This is a genomic window from Streptomyces antimicrobicus, from assembly GCF_020532625.1.
Lineage (GTDB): Bacteria > Actinomycetota > Actinomycetes > Streptomycetales > Streptomycetaceae > Streptomyces > Streptomyces antimicrobicus.
This window is the reverse complement of sequence record NZ_JAJAUY010000007.1, coordinates 70724-89016: the sequence shown is the minus strand read 5'-3', so window position 1 is coordinate 89016 and position 18293 is coordinate 70724. Positions and strand designations below refer to the sequence as shown.

The following is an 18293-nucleotide window of genomic DNA, read 5'->3' as shown; positions in this document are numbered from 1 at the left end:
CGGCGGCGGGCGTGATGAGGGCCTCCACGGCGGCCTCGACGCGCCAGCAGGCGGCGGCGAGCCGGGCGTCGTGGCCGGCGTCGGGGTCGGCCGCGACGGAGACCAGGCCCCGCACCTCCCGGGCGCAGGCGTCGAGCAGCTCGATCACCTGGCGGGCCCGGGCCTTGCGGTTGCGGTACGGGCTGAGCGGGTGGACCAGCGGCGCGAGGGCGAGCCGGACCCGGGCCAGCAGCAGCTCCAGCTCGGCGGCGTGCGGGGCCGGGTCGGCCGCGCGGTCGCCGGAGAGCCGGGCGGCGGCCTGCGCGGTGGCCTCGTGCACGCAGCGCAGCGCGCGCTGGATCCAGGCGTCGTTGACGGCGTGGGTGGTGACGGGCAGCACCAGCACCACGGCCAGCGCCGCGCACAGGGCGCCGACGGCGGTCTCGCTCAGGCGCAGCACCAGCAGGCTCGGGCTGAGCACCCCCAGCAGGCCGTAGAGCAGGCCGGCCATGAGGGTGACGGCGAGCATCATCCAGCTGTAGGAGACCGGGGCCGTGTAGAAGATCCCGAAGACGCAGACGGCGACCAGGGCCGCCGTCGGGCCGGGCGCGCCGTGCAGCGGAATGGCGATCAGCAGGCCGGCGACGATGCCGATGACGGTGCCGAGCACCCGGCGGAAGCCGCGGACCAGGGTCTCGCCGCGCGAGACGGTGTTGACGAAGATCCACCACGCGGTGCCGACGGCCCAGTACCAGCGGTCGGTCGACAGCGCCTGGCCGACCGCGAGGGCCGCGGCGCACGCGGCGGTGGCCTGGACGGCCTGCCGGGTGGTGGGCCGCGCCAGGCCGGTCCCCGGCAGCGGGGTGGGCGCGGCCGGCGGCGGGAAGGTCCGCTCGATCGGCCAGCACACGAAGCGGACCACGCCGCAGGCGGCCAGGGCGAGCCCGACGGCCGCGTACAGCTCGGGCAGCTGGCCGGGCAGGGCGTGCAGGAACTGGATGATGAAGAAGTTCATGAACGCGAAGATCCCGAGGGCGTGTCCCCGGGGACCCCAGCGGCGGGCGTAGACCCCGGCGAAGACGACCAGGACGAAGGCGAGGTCGCGCAGCGGGGCGCTGCCGTGCAGCAGGGTGGCCAGGGCCAGCACCGGGAATCCGGCGAGCGGCAGCAGGGCGGTGGTCAGGACCTGGGCCCGGACACCGGGGTCGGTGACGGTGAACAGGGCGAGCAGGGCCGCGAGGCCCGCCGTGATGGACGCGGTCAGCGAGAAGCCGGCCAGTTCGGCGGCGGTGACGGCGGCGCCCACGCCGACGACGGCGCGGAGCGAGGTCCTGAGCCTGATGCGCCCCGGGTCCGGAGCCACGAACATCCTCTTCACGGCGGTCGGCCGCCCCCCTTGTCTTGCCCTTCGCCGCTCCCCGGCCCGCCCGGGGGTGGTGGGCGGTCGTGGGCACGACGAAAGCGCCGCGGGTCCGGTCCGGCCTCGTCGCCGTCCGGCGCTGGCGGCGCCGAGTGTGCATGGATGGGTCCAGAAAACCATCCGGCGGGGCAATGGCTCAAGTCACCCCTGATGCGGTGGGCCATTGGCACAGCACCGGCGCATGGTCTTGGGCCACCAGCAGGCCAACGGACCAGGGCCGGAGAGCCCCCGCCGCGCCCTGCCCGCCACCCTTGAGTGTCCGCCGACCTATCAGATCAAAATGCGCAATTCGGGCTAATCGGCGGTGTGCCACCCGGGTCCGCGCATCCGGTCTCGTCATAGTCGTCCCTGGTGACCGCCCGGTCGCCACCGAAGCCTTCGCAGAGGAGCCGGCTCATGCTGCAACCCACCAGGACCTGCTTCGCTCTAGCCGCCGGAAGCCTGGTGCTCGGCCTCGTCGGCGCCGGTGTCGCCGTGGCGGACGAGAACCCGCCCCGCAACACACCGGGGCACGGGGTCGTGCTCGACGACGATGACGACTACGACGACGAGGAGGAGTGGGACGACGAGGAGGACGGCGAGGACGAGGAGGACGGCGACGGCCCCGGCCGGCCCCCGCACCACCGCTACGCCACCGGCAAGGTCGTCTCCCGCGGCCCGCTGAACGTCCGCAGCGGACCGACCACGCACTCGTCGGTGGTCGAGAAGGTCTACCCGGACGAGAAGGTCTCGATCAGTTGCAAGAAGCACGGCGAGCGGGTCGGCGGCAACGACCTCTGGTACCACCTGCCCGAGGACGACGGCTGGGTCGCCGCGCGCTGGGTGAAGAACCTCTCGCCCGTGAAGTGGTGCCACTGACGTGCTGCCGATGACGCCGCCGGCGCCGCTGCCGCCCGTCTGACCCGCAGGCCGTGGACCCGGTCGCCGCCCTGCGGCGGATCGCGTTCCTGCTGGAGCGCGGACAGGCCCCCACGTACCGCGTCCGCGCCTTCCGTACGGCGGCGGAGCGGGTGGCCGCCATGCCGGAGGGCGAGGCGGCCCGGCGCGCGGCGGCCGGGACCTTGGAGGCGGTCAAGGGCATCGGCCCCAAGACGGCGGGCGTGATCGCCGAGGCGCTGGCCGGGCGGGTCCCGGCCTACCTCGAACGGCTGGAGGAGGAGCTCGGCGCCCCGCCCGTGCCGCAGGGACCGGGCGCGGCGCTGCGGACCGCCCTGCGGGGCGACTGCCACCTGCACTCCGACTGGTCCGACGGCGGCAGCGGCATCGAGGAGATGGGCCGCACCGCCGCCGAGCTCGGCCACGAGTGGGCCGTGCTCACCGACCACTCGCCCCGGCTCACCGTGGCCCGCGGGCTCTCGCCCGAGCGGCTGCGGGAGCAGCTGGAGGTCGTCGAAGCACTCAACGCCACCTGGGCGCCGTTCCGGCTGCTGACCGGGATCGAGTGCGACATCCTCGACGACGGCTCCCTGGACCAGGAGCCCGAGCTGCTGGAGCGGCTCGACGTCGTCGTGGTCTCCGTGCACTCCAAGCTGCGGATGGACCGGCGGGCGATGACGCGGCGCATGGTCGCCGCCGTCCGCAACCCGCACGCGGACGTCCTGGGCCACTGCACCGGCCGGCTGCTGACCGGCCGGGGCCGGCCGGAGTCGGAGTTCGACGCCGACGAGGTGTTCGCCGCGTGCGCCGAGTCCGGCACGGCCGTGGAGATCAACAGCCGGCCCGAGCGGCTGGACCCGCCGCGCCGGCTCCTGCGCCGGGCCGTCGCGGCGGGCGTGTACTTCTCGATCGACACCGACGCGCACGCGCCCGGTCAGCTGAGCTGGCAGATCTACGGCTGCGCCCGGGCCGAGGAGTGCGGGGTGCCCGTCGAGCGGGTGATCAACTCCTGGCCGGCGGACCGGCTGCTGGACTGGACGCGCGGCTGACCCGCCCGCCCGGTCGGCCACCGGTCCGCCGCGGGCGATTCGGCCCGTTACGCACCGATGGGTACAGTCACGGGCATGGCGGTGGACGAACTCGACACCCGGATCCTGCGCCTGCTCATCGAGCAGCCGCGCACCAGCGTGCGCGAGTACGCCCGGCTGCTCGGCATCGCGCGCGGCACGCTGCAGGCGCGGCTGGACCGACTGGAGCGGACCGGGGTGATCACCGGTACCGGCCCCGTCCTGTCCCCCGCGGCCCTCGGGCATCCGGTGCTGGCCTTCGTGCACATCGAGGTCACCCAGGGGCACCTGGACGAGGTCGGGGAGGCCCTGGCCGCCGTCCCGGAGATCATCGAGGCGTTCTCGATCACGGGCGGCGGCGACCTGCTGACCCGGGTCGCGGCACGGGACAACGCCCATCTGGAGGACGTCATCCAGCAACTGATCCGGCTGCCGGGCGTGGTCCGCACCCGGACCGAGGTGGCGCTGCGCGAACGGGTGCCGCACCGGCTGCTGCCGCTGGTGGAGGCCGTGGGACGAGCCGCCCGCAAACCCTGACAAGATGGGTACGGCACGTACACAACCGGCAGAACGGGCACAACGGATGATCTCCGTCATATTCGATCTCGACGGCACCCTCGTGGACAGCGAGCCGAACTACTACGAGTCCGGGCGCCGCACCCTGGAGCGCCACGGCGTCCCCGGCTTCACCTGGGAGCAGCACGCGGCCTTCATCGGCATCGGGACCCGGGAGACGCTGGAGATCCTGCGCGAGCGGCACACCATCGAGGCGCCGGTCGACCAGTTGCTGGCGGAGCAGAACGCGGCCTACCTGGAGCTGGCCCGCGGCCGGACGCGGGCCTTCCCGGAGATGCGGACCTTCGTGGAGCGGCTGCACGCGGAGGGCATCCCGATGGCCGTGGCCTCGGGGTCCTCGCGCGAGGCGATCGAGGCGGTGCTGGCGGGGACGGGGCTGGACGCGCTGCTGTCGACGACGGTCTCCGCCGAGGAGGTCGAGCGGGGCAAGCCCGCGCCGGACGTCTTCCTGGAGGCGGCCCGCCGGCTGGGCGCGCACCCGGCGGACTGCGTGGTCGTGGAGGACGCCGCCCCGGGCGCGCTCGCCGCGCACGCGGCCGGGATGGAGTGCGTGGCGCTGCCCCACGCGGCGTCGGCGGCGGACGATCCGGCCTTCGCCACCGCCGGGCTGCTCTTCCGCACGGGCCACCAGGAGTTCACGGCGGAGATCGCCTACGACTGGCTGAGCGAGCACCGGGCCGCCTGAGCCGCCTGAGCCGCCTGAGCCGCCTGAGCCGCCGGGAAGATCCGCCCGGGCGCACGAGTTAGTCAAACCGTGAACGAATTTGTGCGGGACCTGGACGTGGTCGTCGTCGGGGCCGGGCAGGCGGGCCTGTCGAGCGCCTACCACCTGCGGCGGGCGGGGCTCGCCCCCGGGCAGGACTTCGTGGTCCTGGACCACGCCCCGGCACCCGGCGGGGCGTGGCAGTTCCGCTGGCCCACGCTCACCTACGGCAGGGTGCACGGGATGCACGCGCTGCCCGGCATGGAGCTGACCGGGGCGGATCCGCTGCGGCCGTCCGCCGAGGTGATCGGCGCGTACTTCGCGGCGTACGAGGAGGCCTTCGACCTGCGGGTGCTGCGGCCGGTGGACGTGACGGCGGTGCGCGAGGGCGAGGGGGGCCGACTGCGGGTCGAGTCCTCGGCCGGCGCCTTCGCGCCCCGGGCCCTGATCAACGCCACCGGCACCTGGGACCGGCCGTTCTGGCCCCGCTACCCGGGCCAGGAGACGTTCAGCGGACGCCAGCTGCACACCGCGGACTACCCCGGTCCGCAGGAGTTCGCCGGGGCCCGGGTGGTGGTGGTCGGCGGCGGCGCCTCCGCGGTGCAGCACCTGCTGGAGATCGCCGGGGTCGCGGCGGCGACGACCTGGGTGACCCGCCGTCCGCCGGTGTTCCGCGACGGGCCCTTCGGCGAGGCCGAGGGCCGGGCCGCGGTGGCGCTGGTGGAGGACCGGGTCCGCCAGGGGCTGCCGCCGCGGAGCGTGGTGAGCGTGACCGGACTCGCCCTGACCGATGCCGTGCGGGCCGGGCTGGACGCGGGGGTGCTGGACCGCCGGCCGATGTTCGAGCGGATCACCCCGACGGGCGTGGCCTGGGCCGACGGCAGTGCCGTCGAGGCCGACGTCATCCTGTGGGCGACGGGCTTCCGGGCGGCGATCGACCACCTGGCCCCGCTGCGGCTGCGCGAGCCCGGCGGCGGCATCCGCGTGGAGGGGACCCGGGCCGTCCGCGACGAACGGGTCCACCTGGTCGGGTACGGGCCCTCGGCCAGCACGATCGGCGCCAACCGCGCCGGGGGCGCGGCCGTCCGGGAGATCCGCCGCCTGCTGGCCGGGGAGCCGGTGCCGGCGTAGGGGGCCGGTGGGCGGGGCCTCACGTCGCGTGGGCAGCGGCGCGGAGCTTGTTGAACTCCGCGACATGGCGCTTGTGTTCCTCGTACGTCCGGGAGAAGCGGGTGTCGCCGGGTCTGACGGTGACGAAGAACAGCCAGTCGCCCGGGGTCGGCTCGACCGCGGCGGCCATCGCCGCCGAGCCCGGGCTGGCGATCGGGGTGGGGGGCAGGCCCTGGCGCCGGTAGGTGTTGAAGGGGCTGTCGATCCGGGTGTCGTCCAGGGTGGTGTCGATCGTGGAGCGGTTGAGCGCGTAGTTGAGGGTCGAATCCATCTGGAGCGGCATCGATCGGGCGAGCCGGTTGTGCACCACTCGGGCGACCTTGCCCATGTCGGCCGGGTTGTCGGCCTCGGCCTGGACGATGCTGGCAAGGGTGGCCGTCTGGTACGGGGTCATCCCGTGGGCCTTGCTGCCGAGGGCCACCGCCTGAGCGCCCAGTTCGAGGTTCGCCGTGCGCACCATCTGCGCGAGGACCGAGGCCGGAGTGGACTTCGAGGTCACCGGGTACGTCGCCGGGAAGAGGAAGCCCTCGGGGTTGCCCTTGGCCTCGGCCGGCAGGTCCAGCCCGGCGGCCTTGGCCGCCGCCGCGGTGGTGCCCGGAGCCACCTTGAGCTCGCGGTCCACGGCGGCGTAGATCTGGGCGGCGCGCCAGCCTTCGGGGACGATCAGCCGGCGCGGCTGCTCGGGTTGCGGTGCGCCGCGCAGGAGCAGCGGGACCGCGGCTGCCGCCGCGAGCACGAGCAGTGCGCCGAAGAGGATCGTCAGCCGGCCCCGGCGGGTGAGCCGGGCCCGGCGCCGCCGTGGCCGGTTCTCAGGACTCATGCGGGCACGCTAACCCGCGGAGCACCATATTCCCGGCATCTCGACCGTCGTCGGTCATACGATCACACGTTTACCGGCGCCAGTTCGGTGTCCCGGCGGACGAGCGCTGCGTACCGCCCGTCGGCCGCCAGCAGCTCCTCGTGGGTGCCGCGCTCGGCGATCCGGCCGCCGTCGAGGACCACGATCTGGTCGGCGTCGCGGATCGTGGACAACCGGTGGGCGATGGTGATCGTGGTGCGGCCGGCCGACAGCGCGTCGATGGCCTGCTGCACGGCCCGCTCGGTACGGGTGTCCAGGGCGCTCGTGGCCTCGTCCAGGATCAGCACCGGCGGGTCGCGCAGGATCGTCCGGGCGATGGCCAGGCGCTGCTTCTCCCCGCCGGAGAAGCGGTAGCCCCGCTCGCCGACCAGGGTGTCGTAGCCGTCGGGCAGGGCGGCGATGTGGTCGTGGATCTGGGCGGCGCGCGCGGCGGCGGCGATCTCCTCCTCGGTGGCGTCGGGCTTGGCGAAGCGCAGGTTGTCGGCCACGGAGGCGTGGAAGAGGTACGTCTCCTGGGAGACGACCCCGATGGAGCGGGCGAGGGTGTCGAAGTCGAGGTCGCGCACGTCGACACCGTCGAGGGTGACCCGGCCGCCGGTGACGTCGTACAGGCGCGGCACCAGGTAGCTGAGGGTGCTCTTGCCCGAGCCGGTCGCACCGACCACGGCGAGCGAGCCGCCGGCCGGGACGGTGAGGTCGATCCCGCTGAGCGTCCTGCGGCCGGGGTCGCGGGCGTCGCAGGCGTCGTAGGCGAAGTCCACGCCCTCCAGGCGGACCTCGCCGCGGACCTGCTCCAGGCGCACCGGGTCGGGGCGCTCGGTGATCTCCACCGGCAGGTCCAGGTACTCGAAGATCCGCGCGAACAGCGCGAGCGAGGTCTGGATCTGCACGCCGGTCGACAGCAGGCTCGTCGCCGGCCGGAACAGGCCCTGCTGGAGGGTGACGAAGGCGACGAGGGTGCCGACGGAGAGCGAGGGCGCGCCCGCCTGGAGCGCGAGCCCGGCGGCCCAGTAGATCAGGGCGGGCATGGCCGCCATGACGATGCCGATCGTGGACATCCGCCAGCGCCCGGCCATGCTGGAGCGGACCTCCAGGCCGACGAGCTTCTCCGACTCCTCGGCGAAGGAACGGGTGAGCGAGTCCGCCCGCCCCATGGTGCGGCCCAGCAGGACGCCGGAGACGGACAGCGACTCGGTGACCGTCGCGGCCATCGCCGCCATCTGCTTCTGCCGCTGCGTGGTGATCTTCTTGCGCTCGTTGCCGACGCGGCGGCTGATCCACACGAAGAGCGGCAGCAGGAGCAGGGAGACGAGGGTGAGCCGCCAGTCGAGGGCGAGCATGGCCACGACGGAGGCGACCACGGCCGTGACGTTGGAGACGAGGGAGGTCGCGGTCGAGGTGACCGTGGCCTGCATGCCGCCGATGTCGTTGGCGATGCGGGACTGCACCTCGCCGGTGCGGGTCCGGGTGAAGAAGGCCAGCGGCATCCGCTGGAGCTGGGCGTAGACGGCGGTGCGCAGGTCGTGCATGACGCGCTGGCCGACGGTGGTGGAGATGAGGGTCTGGAGCACCCCGAAGACGCTGGTGACGACCGCGGTGGCGATCATGCCCAGCGCCAGCAGGCTCAGCAGTCCGGTGCGCCCCTGGGGGATGGCGGTGTCGAGGATCTCCCGCAGCAGGAACGGCGAGGCGACGCCGACCAGCGAGGAGGCGGCGACCAGTACTCCCACGACGGCCAGCCGGCCGCGGTAGGGGCGGAACAGGCGCACGATGCGGCGCAGCTCCCGGGGCTGCTCGGCCGGGGCCGGGCGGGAGGGGTCGAGGGGGCGTCGGGAGGGGGTCCAGTCGGGTTCGTCGGGACGCATGGGCTCCTTCTACGGGTGAGACGACCGGGAGGGACTTCTGAACACCGCTCATTGTTACCTGTGCTCACAGTGAGCGCCATCCTGTTAGGGTTCTTCGTATGAGCACCGCTTCCGACCTCCCCGGCGCGGACCCCGGGGACGGCTCCGACGCGCCCGACGGGATCCTCGCCGAGCAGCTGCTGCGGCTGACCCGGCGGCTGCACCGCATCCAGAAGCGCCACCTGGAGCCGCTGGGCATCACCCCGGCCCAGTCCCGGCTGCTGCGGGTGGTCGCGCACGACCACGGCGGCGCGCCGCCCCGGATGGCCGACCTCGCCGCCCGGCTGGAGGTCGTACCGCGGGCGGTGACCACGCTGGTGGACGGGCTGGAGGCGGCCGACTGCGTGCGGCGCGTGCCCGACCCGGCCAACCGCCGGGTGGTCCGCATCGAGCTCACCGACACCGGACGCGCCACGCTGAGGAGGCTGCGCAACGCGCGGACGCGGGCTGCGGAGGAGATCCTTGCACCGTTGACCGCCGACCAGCGCGAGGTGCTCGGCGACCTGCTGGGCGCCTTGTCCGGCGGGCCGGAGCGCTGCTGCTGAGACCACCGCCCGGGCGAGGGGGCACGGATGCCACTGCTGGAACCCAGGCGCGCCGCCCTGCGGCCGCGCGCCGTGCGCGGACCGGCCCCCGACCGGGTCCCCGAGCACCTGGCGGGCGGCACCCCGCTGCCGCTGCGCACCGCGCTGAGCGAGCTGCTGGGCCCGCACAAGGTGCTGTGGAAGGTCTCCGACCTGGTGCGCTACGCCTCGGACGCCTCCCCGTACCGGTTCGTGCCGCAGGTCGTGGTCCTCGCCGAGGACCTCGACGACATCTCCGCCGTCCTGTCCTTCGCCCGCGGCCGGCAGCGCGAGGTGGTCTTCCGGGCCGCCGGCACCTCGCTCAACGGGCAGGCCCAGGGCGAGGACATCCTGGTCGACGTGCGCCGGCACTGGGCGGGTGTGGAGGTGCTCGACGAGGGCCGACGGGCCCGGATCCGACCCGGCACCACCGTCTTCCGGGCGAACGCCGCCCTCGCCCGCTACGGCCGGGTCCTCGGCCCCGACCCGGCCAGCGCGGTGGCCTGCACCGTCGGCGGGGTGGTCGCCAACAACGCCTCCGGGATGACGGCCGGCACCACCCGCAACGCCTACCGCACCGTGTCCTCGCTCACCCTGGTGCTGCCCGGCGGCACGGTCGTGGACACCGCAGACCCGCTGGCCGACGAGGAGCTGGCCCGCGCCGAACCGGCCCTGTGCCGCGGGCTGCTGGAGCTCAAGCGGGAGATCGAGGCCGACGCCGGGCTGACCGCCCGGATCCGGGCCAAGTACACGATCAAGAACACCACCGGCTACCGGCTCGACGCCTTCCTGGACGGCACCACCCCGGTCGAGATCCTGCGCGGGCTCGCCGTCGGCTCCGAGGGGACCCTCGGGTTCATCGCCGAGACGGTCTTCGACACCCTGCCGCTGGACCGGCTGTCGCTGGGCGCCCTGCTGTTCTTCCCGTCGCTGCCCGCGGCGGCCGCCGCCGTGCCGCGCTTCACCGGGGCGGGCGCGCTCGCCGTCGAGCTGATGGACGGCAACACGCTGCGGGCCTCGGTCGGCGTGGCCGGCGTACCGGCGGACTGGGCGGACCTGCCGCCGGGCACGACGGCGCTGCTGGTGGAGTTCCGCGCGGCCGACGAGGCGGGCCGGGCGCGGGACGCGGAGCGGGCCGCCGAGGCCCTGGCGGGGCTGGAACTCGTCGCTCCGGTGCCCTCCGTCACCAACGCCTTCACCGCCGACCCGGCCGTCCTCGCGGGCTACTGGCGGGCGCGCAAGGCCTTCGTCACCGCCGTCGGAGGAGCACGGCCCGCGGGGTCCACGCTGATCACCGAGGACTTCGCGGTGCCGCCGGACCGGCTCGCGCAGGCCTGCGGCGCGCTGCTGGACCTCCAGGCGGAGCACGGGTTCGACGCGGCGGTCGCCGGGCACGCCGCCCACGGCAACCTGCACTTCCTCCTGGCCTTCGACGCCGCCGACCCGGCCGACGTGGAGCGGTACGCGGCCTTCATGGACGCCTTCTGCCGGCTGATCGTCGAGCGGTTCGACGGCTCCCTCAAGGCGGAGCACTCCACGGGGCGGAACATGGCACCGTTCCTGGAGCTGGAGTGGGGGCCGAAGGCCACCGACCTCATGTGGCGCACCAAGGCCCTGATCGACCCGGACGGGGTGCTCGCCCCGCGGATCCTCCTCGACCGCGACCCGCGCGCCCACCTGCGCGGGCTCAAGACCATCCCGCCCGTCGAGGCGGTGGCGGACCCGTGCATCGAGTGCGGGTTCTGCGAACCGACCTGCCCCAGCACGGACCTGACGACCACTCCGCGCCAGCGGATCGTGCTGCGCCGCGAGATGACGCGGCAGCGGCCCGGCTCCCCGGTCCTGGACGGGCTGCTGGACGCCTACGGCTACGACGCGGTGGACACCTGCGCCGGGGACTCCACCTGCAAGCTCGCCTGCCCGGTCGGCATCGACACCGGCGCCCTGATGCGGGACTTCCGCCACCGGCGGCACGGCCCGGGCGAGGAGCGGGCCGCCGAACGGGCGGCCCGGCACTTCGCGGTGGTGGAACGGGCCGTCCGGCTGGCGGTGGCCGCCGCCGACGCGGTCCCGGACCGGGCCGGGGACCGGCTGCTGGGCGCCGCCACGGGCGCGCTGCGCAGGGCCGTGAGCCCGGAGCTGGTGCCGCGGTGGCTGCCGCAGGTCCCGGGGGCTGCCGCGCGCCGGCTGCCGGACACCCGACGGGTCGGCGCGAGCGCGGTCTACTACCCGGCCTGCGTCAACCGGATCTTCGGCGGGCCCGAGGACGTACTGCCCCTGCCGGAGGCGGTGGTGGCGCTGTCCCGGCGGGCGGGCCGGCCGGTGTGGATCCCTCAGGACGTCACCGGGACCTGCTGCGCGACCGTCTGGCACTCCAAGGGCTACGCCGCCGGGAACCGGCTGATGGCCAACCGGATCGTCGAGGCCGCCTGGGGATGGACGGCGGGCGGCCGGCTGCCCCTGGTGGTCGACGCCTCCTCCTGCGCCCTGGGCCTGGCGCGCGAGGTGGTGCCGTACCTGACGGAGCAGAACCGGGAACTGCACGCGCACCTGACCGTGCTGGACCCGGTGGTGTGGGCGGCCCGCGCGCTGCTGCCGCGCCTCGGGGTCCGGCGCGCGGTGGGGTCGGCCGTGCTCCACCCCACCTGCTCGATGCGCCATCTGGGTGACGGGGCGGAGCTGCGGGAGGTGGCCGCGGCCTGCGCCCGGGAGGTGGTGGTGCCGGACGACCTGGGCTGCTGCGCCTTCGCCGGCGACCGCGGCATGCTCCACCCGGAACTGACCGCCTCGGCGACGCGGCGGGAGGCGGCGGAGATCCGACAGCGGCCCTACGACGTGCACCTTTCGGCGAATCGGATGTGCGAGGTCGGCATGGAGCGGGCCACCGGCCGCCGTTGGCACTCGGTGCTCCAGGAACTGGAACGGGCCACGCGGGACGACGGCCCGTAGCCCCCTCGCCCGGCGCTCCCGGGCGGTCGGCCCCCGGCCGCGGCGCGACGGCCTCCCGGCCGCCCAGCGCCGCGCCGCGGAAAATCGATTGTCGGGCGTCTTCCCGGCGGGCGAATCTGGAACGGTTCGGACCGACTCGTCGTGGGGCGCCATGCAGATCAGCGATCTACCGTACCGGGATCCCGGCGTCCCCGACGCCCGTTCCGGCCCCCGGTTCCTGTGGTGGCTCGGGAGGAACCAGCGGGCCAACCAGCTCGTCGCCCTGGGCTGGGGACTGCTCCACTTCTGCGGCATCGCCGGGCTCCCGTTCTGCGTGGGCCTGGGCGTCGAGGCAGTCGTGGACCGCGACGGCGGCCGGCTGCTCCGGGCCGGCGGGCTGCTGCTGCTGGCCGGTGCGGCCACTGCGCTCGGCGACACGATGCTCCACCGCGCGGCCGTCACCAACTGGATCACCGCCGCCGCCCGGGTGCAGCAGCTGCTCGCGCGCAAGACGGCCGAGTTGGGCTCGGCCCTGACCCGGCGGGTCGCGGCCGGTGAGGTGGTCGCCGTGTCCACCGGGGACGTGGAGAAGATCGGCTGGTTCGTGGAAGCGGTCTCCCGCTTCCTCGCCGCCGCCTTCGCCGTCGTCGCGATCTGCGCCGGACTGCTCGTCCTGTCACCGGCCCTCGGGGTGGTCGTGGCCGTCGGGGTGCCGCTGCTGGCCCTGGCCGTGCTGCCGCTGCTGCCGCGCGCCACCCGACGCGCCGACGCCCAGCGGGAGAAGGCCGGCCGGGCCACCGAGCTGGCCTCCGACACCGTGGCCGGGCTGCGGGTCCTGCGGGGCATCGGCGGCGAGGAACTGTTCCTGGGCCGCTACCGCGACGCCTCCCAGGAGGTCCGGCAGGCCGCCGTGCACAGCGCCCGGATGTGGTCGCTGATCTCCGCCGTGCAGGTACTGCTGCCGGGCGCGCTGCTGGTGACCGTGATCTGGTACGGCGCCTCGCTCGTCCAGGACGGCCGGATCGCGGTCGGTGAACTCGTCACCGTCTTCAGCGCGGTGGCCACGATGCTCTACCCGCTGCGGCACTTCGAGGAGATCGCCATGGCGTACTCCTTCTCGCGGCCCTCGGCGAAACGAGCGGCGCGGGTGCTGTCGCTGACCCGGGACGCCCACACCGCCGCGCGCTCCGCGGACGACTCCCCCGCGGCGGCGCCGGGGGCCGGCGCGGTGTCCGCGCCGGAGCCGGGGGGCGACCTGTACGACCCGGAGACCGGGGTGCTGGCCCCCGCGGGCCTGCTCACCGCGGTCGTGTGCGGCGACCCGGACCTGGCGGGCCGGCTGGCCGAGCGGCTCGGCGGCCACCCGGCCGGGGCCGACGCCTCCGCCTCGGTCCTGCTGGGCGGCGTACCGCTCGACGAACTGACGCTGGACCAGGCCCGCACGCTGGTCCTGGTGCAGGACAAGGACCCGGTCCTGCTGTCGGGCACGCTGCGCGAGCTGCTGGACGTACCGGCCTCCGGGCAGGTCACGGCGGAGCGGGCGCTGACGGCGGCGCGCTGTTCGGATGTGCTGGAGGCCCTGCTGCAGTCCGCGCCGGACGGGGTCACCGACCCGATGGACGCCCGGATCACCGAACGCGGCCGGTCGCTGTCCGGTGGCCAGCGCCAGCGGCTGGCCCTCGCCCGGTCGCTGGTCACCGATCCGGAGGTGCTCGTCCTGGACGAGCCGACCTCCGCGGTCGACTCGCACACCGAGGCCCGGATCGCCGAGGGCGTGGCGGAACTGCGGCGGGGACGCACCACGGTGGTGCTGGCCTCCTCACCGCTGCTGCTCGACCGGGCGGACCGGGTCGTGCTGGTGCACGAGGGCAGGGCGGCGGCCTTCGGCACGCACCGGGACCTGCTGCGCAGCGACGGCCGCTACCGGGCCGTCGTCACCCGGGAGACGGAAGAGGAACAGCGCCGGGCGGCCACGGAGCCGGTCCGGCGGGACACGGCCCGCCCGGGGGCCCTGGCCGAGGCGCTCAGAGGCGGGCACGGGGACGGGCTCATGGGCGAGCACGGGGACGAGCTCATGGGCGGACTCACGGACAGGCTCCCGGACGAGTTCAGCGAGATCGAGGAGTCGGCATGATCGGCGTGGCCCCACCGGAGCACGATCCGGCGGCCCCGGAAACGGCGGCCACCTTGCCCGTGGGCAGCCCCGCGACCGTGCGCCGGTACGTGGGCGGGCTGCTGCGCCGGCACCGGCGGGCGTTCGTGGTGCTGGTCGCGGTGAACGCGGTGGCGGTCATCGCTTCCATGGTCGGCCCGTACCTGCTGGGCCGGGTGGTGGACGACCTCGCGGCCGGGGCCCGCGAACTGCACCTGGGGCGGGTGACCCTCCTCTTCGCGCTGGCCCTCGCCGTCCAGACGGTGTTCGTCCGGCTGGTCCGGCTGCGCGGGGCGATGCTCGGCGAGGAGATGCTCGCCGATCTCCGCGAGGACTTCCTGGTGCGGTCGGTGGGCCTGCCGCCCGGCGTGCTGGAACGGGCGGGCACCGGCGACCTGCTGTCCCGGATCACGACCGACATCGACCGGCTGGCCAACGCGATGCGCGAGGCCGTGCCGCAGTTGGCCATCGGCGTGGTGTGGGTGGGGTTGCTCTTCGGGGCGCTCGCCGCGACCGCGCCACCGCTGGCGCTGGCCGCGCTGCTGGCCCTGCCGGTCCTGGTGACCGGCTGCCGCTGGTACTTCAAACGGGCGCCGTCGGCGTACCGTTCGGAGGCGGCCGGGTACGCGGCGGTGGCCGCGGCGCTCACCGAGACGGTGGACGCGGGCCGGACGGTCGAGGGGCACCGGCTGGGCCGCCGCCGGATCGCGCTGTCGGAGCGGCGGATCACCGAATGGACCGCGTGGGAGCGCTACACGCTCTTCCTGCGCAGCGTGCTGTTCCCCGTCATCAACGTCACCTTCGTCGTCATCCTCGGCTCCGTCCTGCTCATCGGCGGCTACTGCGTGCTGCGCGGGTGGCTGTCGGTGGGTCAGCTGACCACGGGCGCGCTGCTCGCGCAGATGATGATCGACCCGATCGGCCTGATCCTGCGCTGGTACGACGAGCTCCAGATCGCCCAGGTCTCCCTCGCCCGGCTGGTGGGCGTCCGCGAGATCGAACCCGAGGCGGGCGACCCCGGCCTCGCTCCCGAGGGCCGTGACGTCCGGGCGGACGAGGTCCGCTTCGGCTACCGCGAGGGCGTGGACGTGCTCCACGAGGTCTCCCTGTCCGTGCCGCCGGGTACCCGGATGGCGCTGGTGGGCCCCTCGGGCGCGGGCAAGTCCACCCTCGGCCGACTGCTGGCGGGCATCTACGCGCCCCGGGCGGGCGAAGTCACCCTCGGCGGGGCACGGCTGTCGCGGATGCCGGCCGAACGGGTCCGGGAGCACGTGGCCCTGGTCAACCAGGAGCACCACGTGTTCGTCGGCAGCCTGCGCGACAACCTCCGGCTGGCCCGTACGGACGCCGGGGACGCCGAGCTGTGGACCGCGCTCGCGGCGGTGGACGCCGAGGACTGGGCGCGGGCGCTGGAGGACGGCCTCGACACCGAGGTCGGCTCCGGCGGGACCGCGCTGACCCCGGCCCAGGCCCAGCAGATCGCGCTGGCCCGGCTGGTGCTCGCCGATCCGCACACGCTGGTGCTGGACGAGGCGACCTCGCTGCTGGACCCCCGCGCGGCCCGGCACCTGGAGCGTTCCCTGGCCCGGGTGCTGGACGGACGCACGGTGGTGGCCATCGCCCACCGGCTGCACACCGCGCACGACGCGGACGTGATCGCCGTGGTCGAGGGCGGCCGCATCAGCGAACTCGGCTCCCACGACCAACTCGTGGCGGCCGACGGCGCCTACGCCGCCCTCTGGCGCTCCTGGCACGGCTGACCGACACCGACCCAGGCCGCCACCAGGCCCACCACCGGGCCAGACAACACCCTGGCTCCGGTCCAGGGGGCCTCGCCCCGGGATCGGCCGGGGCACGCGGGCGGCTGACCCGGCCCCGATCCACGGGGCCTTCAGCCGGGGATCGGGCGTGGGCGGGGCTTGGCGGCCGACCCGGACCCGGTCCACGGGGCCTTCAGCCGGGGATCGGCCGTGGGCGGGGCTTGGCAGCCGACCCGACTCCGGTCCAAGGGGCCTCGGGCCCGGACCGGCCTTGACGGACGGCCGACTGGCCCGCCTCCGGCCCAGGGGTCCTCGGGCCCACGGCCGGGCGGGCGGGCACCTGACGCGGCGTATTGGCCCGGCCGCCGGGCGGGGCGAGCGGGCCGACGGGTGGCCTACGCCCTCCGAGGCCGGGCGAGGCCGGGGGCAGTGCCGCGCAGGGGCCTGGGCCGGACGCGGACGGCCCGAGCGGGAAAGCCGCCACAACACCCGGCGGGACAGGCGCAGGGCGCCTCGGCCCCGCAGGCGGCGGGACGCGGGCAGGTGGCCGGGGCCAGGGGCGGAAACCCGGGCCGGAGGCCGCGCCCGGCGGGCCCAGAGCCAGGACCCCGCCGGGAGGGGCCAGGGGGCGACGCCGGGCGGGCTCGGCCAGGGCCCGGTGGGGTGGGCCAGGGGCACCGCCCCGAGCGGCGGAGGTCCGAGGGTCGGCGGGACCCCGGCACTTCGCTGAGGTCGGGGCTGGACGGCGCAGAGCCGGAGGCGGCGGCGCGGGGCGAGGGCTCGGCCAGGACCCGGTAGGGCGGAGCAGCCTCGGCCGGAGTAGGCGGGGCGGGTGGGCTGGGCCGGTGCCCGGGGCCAGAAGCGGCGCCGGACGCCTGCCCGGGACAAGGCCCGCCGGGACGGGACAGGGGGCCTCAACCCCGGGCGGCGAACGCCCAGGGGCGGCAGACCCGTGGCACGTGACCTGGGCCGGGACCGGACGACGCGGGGCCGGAGGCGGCGCCGGGCCGGGGGATCGGCCACGGCCCGGTGGGGCCGAGGCGGCCTCGGCCACGGGGTCGGCGGGACGTGGGCGGGGGGGCGGACCTGGCGGGTGGCCTGGGCCAGGGCTCGGTAGGACGGGGCGCGGGCCTCGGCCCCGGAGTGGGCGGCCCGGGTCTGCCGGATCCAGGGAGGTGGTGGCCTGGGAGGGGCCGGAGGCGACGCCGGGCCGTGGCTCGGTGAAGGCTCAGCGGGGGACGGGGGCGGGTGCCTCCGGACCGGGAGTTGGCGGGACGTGGGCAGAGGGTCGCCGTGGGGCGGGCAGCGGCGTGGCTCGCCGTCCGGGGCGGGTGGGGTCTGTCTTCGGGCAGCGGGGTCGGCCTGGGTGGCTGGGGGCGGGTGTTGCGGGGGCGGAGAAGCAGGCATGCGCGCGCTGGGGCACCTCGCGGGGGTGGCCGGGGGCATCGGTGACCGGCGCGGGGCCAAGGTGACGCGGGGCCGGTGGGGTCCGGAAGACCGAATCTAGAGGAATCCGAGGGCGGAGGCTCCGCCCATGCCGCCGAGCAGCATGAACACGGGCATCAGCACCTTCAGCTCGACCCAGCTGCCGGCCCGGAACCGCATCCCCTTCGGCGGCCCCACGGGATACCAGCGCTTGCCGGCGATCGGGATCGGCCAGAAGATCGGGCACCCGGAGACGGTCAGCGCGTCCCCGATGTCGTGGACCAGGGCGCCCAGCACGATCGGCAGGCCGAGCCACAGGTACTCCTGGCCCGGGCCGGTGAACAACCAGCCCGCCCCTCCGCCCGGCTGGTCCAGGACTCCGGCCAGGATCCAGGCGCTGGTGGCCCCGAGCAGCCAGACGAGCACGTCGCTGGAGACCCGGGCGGCCCGCCACAGCAGGCCTTCGACGGCCAGCACCAGGTGGACGAAGAGCAGGGCCAGCACCCCCCACCGGTCGGTGGTGACCGCGAGCACGGACGATCCGGCACCGATCAGCACCGCCCACAGCCACGTGTGGGTGAGCGTGCGGTGGCCACCGGAGCGGCGGGGGTCGTGGGACGTGCGGGTCGCCTTGTAGACGGCGTAGGAGATCTTGTCGACCACCTCGCACAGGCCCCGCGAGAGCGGGCCGAAGGCACGCGAGATCGTCGCCGACTTGTGGTCGAGGTCGGGGGCCAGTGCGGCGCCCGCGCAGATCAGCGCCCCCACGACGAGCACGGGCCAGGGCATCGGCCGGTCCACGGCCGCGGCCGCCGCACCCACTCCCAGCCAGGCCGCCGCTCCGGACAGAGAATGCGCCGGACCCATCATGCTTGTTCCCGCCCCGGTGGTGTGGTGATCGTCGACGGCTC

13 protein-coding genes are annotated in these 18293 nt (G+C 75.2%); 9 read left to right on the top strand and 4 right to left on the bottom strand.

The window, feature by feature from the left end; all coding sequences use genetic code 11:
• Positions 1–1348 (bottom strand): FUSC family protein (locus LG632_RS03400; RefSeq protein WP_226725010.1); only part of this gene is annotated, 1348 nt, incomplete at its 3' end.
• Positions 1349–1795: 447 nt separating this feature from the next.
• On the opposite strand from LG632_RS03400, the gene LG632_RS03395 reads away from it, so the two are divergent.
• From LG632_RS03395 to LG632_RS03375, 5 genes are all read left to right on the top strand, one after another.
• Positions 1796–2257 carry an SH3 domain-containing protein gene (locus LG632_RS03395; protein ID WP_226724990.1) on the top strand — a complete coding sequence of 154 codons (462 nt, stop codon included), beginning with the start codon at positions 1796–1798 and terminating at the stop codon, positions 2255–2257.
• A 53-nt stretch (positions 2258–2310) separates the two neighbouring features.
• Entirely contained in the window at positions 2311–3324 is a 1014-nt protein-coding gene (locus LG632_RS03390; protein ID WP_226724988.1) for a PHP domain-containing protein, read from the top strand.
• A gap of 75 nt (positions 3325–3399) precedes the next feature.
• Positions 3400–3879: an Lrp/AsnC family transcriptional regulator gene (locus LG632_RS03385; protein ID WP_226724986.1), complete on the top strand. Its 480-nt coding sequence runs from the start codon at positions 3400–3402 to the stop codon at positions 3877–3879.
• Positions 3880–3925: 46 nt separating this feature from the next.
• Entirely contained in the window at positions 3926–4603 is a 678-nt protein-coding gene (locus tag LG632_RS03380; RefSeq protein WP_226724983.1) for an HAD family hydrolase, read from the top strand.
• A 69-nt stretch (positions 4604–4672) separates the two neighbouring features.
• Complete coding sequence (locus tag LG632_RS03375) at positions 4673–5752, top strand: NAD(P)-binding domain-containing protein (protein ID WP_226724982.1); 1080 nt, start codon at positions 4673–4675, stop codon at positions 5750–5752.
• Between the two features lie 19 nt (positions 5753–5771).
• Here LG632_RS03375 and mltG read toward each other — a convergent pair whose 3' ends face one another.
• On the bottom strand, positions 5772–6611 hold the full coding sequence (gene mltG / locus LG632_RS03370) for an endolytic transglycosylase MltG (protein WP_226724979.1): 840 nt from the start codon (positions 6609–6611) through the stop codon (positions 5772–5774).
• Positions 6612–6673: 62 nt separating this feature from the next.
• Entirely contained in the window at positions 6674–8515 is a 1842-nt protein-coding gene (locus LG632_RS03365; protein WP_226724977.1) for an ABC transporter ATP-binding protein, read from the bottom strand.
• A 98-nt stretch (positions 8516–8613) separates the two neighbouring features.
• Between LG632_RS03365 and LG632_RS03360 the strand changes: the two genes are divergently transcribed.
• The 4 genes from LG632_RS03360 to LG632_RS03345 all read left to right on the top strand — a co-directional run bounded on the left by LG632_RS03360 (position 8614) and on the right by LG632_RS03345 (position 15957).
• Entirely contained in the window at positions 8614–9099 is a 486-nt protein-coding gene (locus tag LG632_RS03360) for a MarR family winged helix-turn-helix transcriptional regulator (RefSeq protein WP_226724975.1), read from the top strand.
• Between the two features lie 27 nt (positions 9100–9126).
• Positions 9127–12066 (top strand): FAD-binding and (Fe-S)-binding domain-containing protein, encoded by a 2940-nt coding sequence (locus LG632_RS03355; RefSeq protein WP_226724974.1) that lies wholly within the window; start codon positions 9127–9129, stop codon positions 12064–12066.
• Between the two features lie 151 nt (positions 12067–12217).
• Positions 12218–14179 (top strand): ABC transporter transmembrane domain-containing protein, encoded by a 1962-nt coding sequence (locus tag LG632_RS03350; protein ID WP_226724973.1) that lies wholly within the window; start codon positions 12218–12220, stop codon positions 14177–14179.
• The gene (locus tag LG632_RS03345) at positions 14176–15957 is read left to right on the top strand and encodes an ABC transporter ATP-binding protein (RefSeq protein ID WP_226724972.1); all 1782 of its coding nucleotides are present in this window, start codon (positions 14176–14178) and stop codon (positions 15955–15957) included. Before LG632_RS03350 ends, LG632_RS03345 begins: the two co-directional genes overlap by 4 nt.
• 1503 nt (positions 15958–17460) lie before the next feature.
• Here the strand turns inward: LG632_RS03345 and LG632_RS03340 are convergent.
• A complete protein-coding gene (locus tag LG632_RS03340) occupies positions 17461–18252 on the bottom strand; it encodes a metal-dependent hydrolase (protein WP_226724970.1) in 792 nt (263 codons plus the stop codon).
• Between the last annotated feature and the right edge of the window lie 41 nt (positions 18253–18293).